The 3,336-nt window shown below is 64.7% G+C and carries 3 protein-coding genes and 1 pseudogene; 1 reads left to right on the top strand and 3 read right to left on the bottom strand.

The features are described from left to right. Positions 1–201 (top strand): annotated as a pseudogene (locus Q0S16_RS07065) (HlyD family type I secretion periplasmic adaptor subunit); the annotation flags it as partial. A 116-nt stretch (positions 202–317) separates the two neighbouring features. Here the strand turns inward: Q0S16_RS07065 and Q0S16_RS07060 are convergent. The 3 genes from Q0S16_RS07060 to Q0S16_RS07050 form a co-directional block, all read right to left on the bottom strand. Continuing rightward, a complete protein-coding gene (locus tag Q0S16_RS07060) occupies positions 318–560 on the bottom strand; it encodes a hypothetical protein (protein WP_295846430.1) in 243 nt (80 codons plus the stop codon). A gap of 378 nt (positions 561–938) precedes the next feature. Beyond that, complete coding sequence (locus Q0S16_RS07055; protein ID WP_295846429.1) at positions 939–2,060, bottom strand: hypothetical protein; 1,122 nt, start codon at positions 2,058–2,060, stop codon at positions 939–941. A gap of 399 nt (positions 2,061–2,459) precedes the next feature. Further along, entirely contained in the window at positions 2,460–3,200 is a 741-nt protein-coding gene (locus Q0S16_RS07050; protein WP_295846427.1) for an SDR family oxidoreductase, read from the bottom strand. Between the last annotated feature and the right edge of the window lie 136 nt (positions 3,201–3,336).

Here is a 3,336-nt window from a genome sequence, read left to right as displayed (position 1 = left end):
AGCCACGACCAGCAGACCAACGCGGCGTATTTTTCGGTGCGGGTGACGCTGCCGGAGCAAGAGCGGCGCAAGCTCGCCGGGTTGCAACTTGTCGCGGGCATGCCGGCCGAAGTGTTCATGCAGACCGGCAGCCGGTCGATGATCAGCTATCTGGTCAAGCCGATCACCGATCAGCTGGCGCGCGCCTTTGTGGAGCGCTGAGCAGCGAATTGCTCAGCCCGGCTAGGCCCTCAAGGAAAGCTGACCAGGCGCTTTGCCGTCGGTTGCAGCTCGCGGGCGTAGTCTCTCGATGCCGCGAGCGGTCATGAACCACACCGTCAGCGCCGCGATTTCTGGCGGCGGACTTCGTAATCATGGCCGAGCTGCGCCAGCAGATGGGCGACAAACGCGCGCTCGCTGCGCGGCGGTGCGACGTCGTCATTGTGATGATGCTCGCGCGGCGAGCTCATCCATGCCCGCAGACGCAACAGGGCGGCAAACGGCCTGGTCGGCGCGTGAGCCCGCACGGCTCCGTCGCTGCCAGGAATTGACTCGTGATGGGTGTGATAGGAGCCGGCCATGACATGTCCTCAACGATGAAACTCAGGACGCGCGGTGCGCAATAGGTGCAGGGCGTCTTCGACGATCACAAGGTCGTTGACGTCGATGGCGTCATTCGGATCGCACTGTGGCGAAAGCGGATTTATGCATGGCGACGGCAGCGCGGTTGCAGCTGCCGCGCGCTGCCCGTTCCGGCGGGGCCGCCGGGTAACTTGGAATCGGTAAACCACTATAATCAAAGGTGCTGCCGCGATTTTCGCGTCGCCCGATGCCATGGCAAAAAACCGGTCAGGATGCACGGCGGTGCGCCGCGTCGACCCGTCCCGAGCGGCGTGTCACATTGCTGCCGACAAATAGTCGGCATGGCCGAAGTGCGACGGTTAACGGCGCGGCGCCGATTACTTCAGCGCATCCGATACCAGCTTGAATTTCTGGATGCGTTTTCCGGTGTCGACCTCGGCGGTGTAGACGCTGCCTTTGGCATCGACGGCCATCGCGTGGATCCAGTGAAACTGGCCGGCGTTGCGGCCATTGCGGCCGAACGAGCCGACCACGCGGCCATCGTCGCGGGTGAGGATGCGGATCTCGTTGTTCTCGCCGTCGGCGGTCAGCAGCCAGGTTTGCTTCGCGTCGGGCCAGATCGCCAGATCCCATACCGCGCCATTGCCCAGCGTGTTCTTCTCGAAGAACCATTCCTTCACGAAGCTGCCGTCCTTCTTGAACACCTGAACGCGGTTGTTGATGCGGTCGCAGACATAGACCAGCCCATCATGGGCAAGCTTGACGCAATGTACGGGATTGGCGAATTGCTGTGACACCGGGGCCGCCGGATCATACGCCGCCTGCTTGTCGTCATTGGGCTTGTTGCCATAGGCGCCCCAGTGCCTGATGTAGGCGCCGGTGGTGGCGTTGAACACGATGACGCGGCGGTTGCCATAGCCATCGGCGACATAGATCTCGTTGGCGTCCTTGTCGAGCGCGGTCTCGGCCGGCTTGCCGAGTTGAGTGGTGTCGTTGCTGCCCTTGCTCGGCGCGATCTTGCCGATCTGCATCACGAACTTGCCGTCGAGGGTGAATTTCAGGATCGCATTGTCGTTGTCGGCATTGCCGCCGATCCAGACGAAGCCCTTGTCGTCGACTTCGATGCCGTGCTCGCGGCCAACCCATTCATAGCCTTCACCGGGGCCGCCCCAGGAGCGCAGCAAATTGCCGTCGGAATCGAATTCGAGCACCGGCGGCGCCGAGACGCAGCACTTTGATCGCGGCGGCGTCAGGCTGGCGCCTTTCTCGTCATCGGTCAGCGAACGTGGCCGGTGGATCAGCCAGATATGGCCTTGCCCGTCGACCGTGATGCCGCCGACCTGACCGAGGATCCAGTTGTTGGGCAGCGGTTTGGGCCACGACGCCTCGACCTCGAAGCGGGGGATTTCTGTCGCACGCGCGGTGGCGACGATGGCAGCCCATGCGAGGGCGGTGCCGGCGATCAACCCGTACAGACGAATGCGCCTCGACATCTGCATGATGCCAGCCTCCCTGATCCCGACGCGGGTTATCCCGCTTTGCAGGGAGTGAAGTACCGACGCCGTGGCAAGTCAATCTTGCGACGCGGCGAGAACCATCAGCCGTCGTCGCGAGTTTGGGGCCGGCCTGTTGGCCGATCCTGAGATATGAAATGTCGGACTCGTGTCCCGGACGCGGTGCGGCATTCTCAGGCGATGCCCTTGCATCGCCGCCATGCCGCTCCGCGGAGCCGGGACCGTATCAGGCAACGGTGTTTTTGGCGGTCCCGGCTCCGCGGCGCATGACGCCTCCCGCGGAGGCGCATGGCGCCGCGTCCGGGACAAGTGATCTTTCTGGCGAGGTCAGGGATAGCCAATTGGCTTTCCCTGACCTCGCACTGACGGGGAGAGGCCAGTGCCTTATCCCGGTGGCTGAAAACTCAGAAGCTTCCTGGTTGAGTAGTCATAGAGCCGGCCGGTCTCGGTCCAGGACGGCAGCAGCATCGGCACCATGGCTTGCGCCACTTCCGTCGGCCTGGTCAGCGTTTCCGGATCCTCACCGGGCATCACGATGGCACGGATGTGGGTACGGATCGGGCCGGGGTCGAACAGATTGGCACGAATCGGCGTGGTGGCGGTCTCGGCGGCCCATACCCGTACCAACGTGTCGAGCGCCGCCTTGGACGTTGCGTAGAGGCCGCGATAGGCCGGCGCCTGGTGGGCGGCGGCTGATGTGACGAACAGAGCGCGGCCGGCATCGGACTGCCGCAGCAGCGGCTCCATGCAGCGGATCAGCTGGAAATTGGCAGTGACGTGGAGCGCCATCACCTCGTTCCAGGGCTTCATCTCGACATGGCCGATCGGCGAGGACGGCCCGGCGATGCCGGCATTGCCAACCAGGATGTCGAGCCTGCCGTGGCGCTCGTGCAGCGCGGCGCCGAGCCGGGCGATGCCGTCGAGATCGGTCAGGCTGAGCGGCACCAGCGTGGCGCTGCCACCCTCGGCGCGGATCGCATCGTCGAGCTCTTCAAGGCCGCCCTGGGTGCGTGCCACCGCGATGACATGGGCGCCGGCCTTGGCCAGCGCCAGCGCGGTGGCACGGCCAAGGCCGCGCGAGGCGCCGGTAACGAGGGCGAGGCGGGAGACGAGGGGCAGGGTCATGGGTAACTCTCACAGGTCGTCCCCGCGCAGGCGGGGACCCATACACGGTGAGGGTTATGATGCGGAACTGCGCAGCTGTCTAACCTTGCCCGACGCCACTACGCCGGAGGTTATGGATCCCCGCCTGCGCGGGGAC

Origin of the sequence: Tardiphaga sp. (genome assembly GCF_025356345.1) — a bacterium.
In the GTDB taxonomy this organism is placed as follows: Bacteria; Pseudomonadota; Alphaproteobacteria; order Rhizobiales; family Xanthobacteraceae; genus Tardiphaga.
This window is presented reverse-complemented; position numbering and strand designations above follow the sequence as displayed.

Excerpts from the sequence above, each read along its gene's own strand:
- Q0S16_RS07055 (WP_295846429.1), bottom strand. The coding sequence starts at position 2,060 with ATGCAGATGTCGAGGCGCATTCGTCTGTACGGGTTGATCGCCGGCACC.
- Q0S16_RS07050 (WP_295846427.1), bottom strand. The coding sequence starts at position 3,200 with ATGACCCTGCCCCTCGTCTCCCGCCTCGCCCTCGTTACCGGCGCCTCG.
- Q0S16_RS07060 (WP_295846430.1), bottom strand. The coding sequence starts at position 560 with ATGGCCGGCTCCTATCACACCCATCACGAGTCAATTCCTGGCAGCGAC.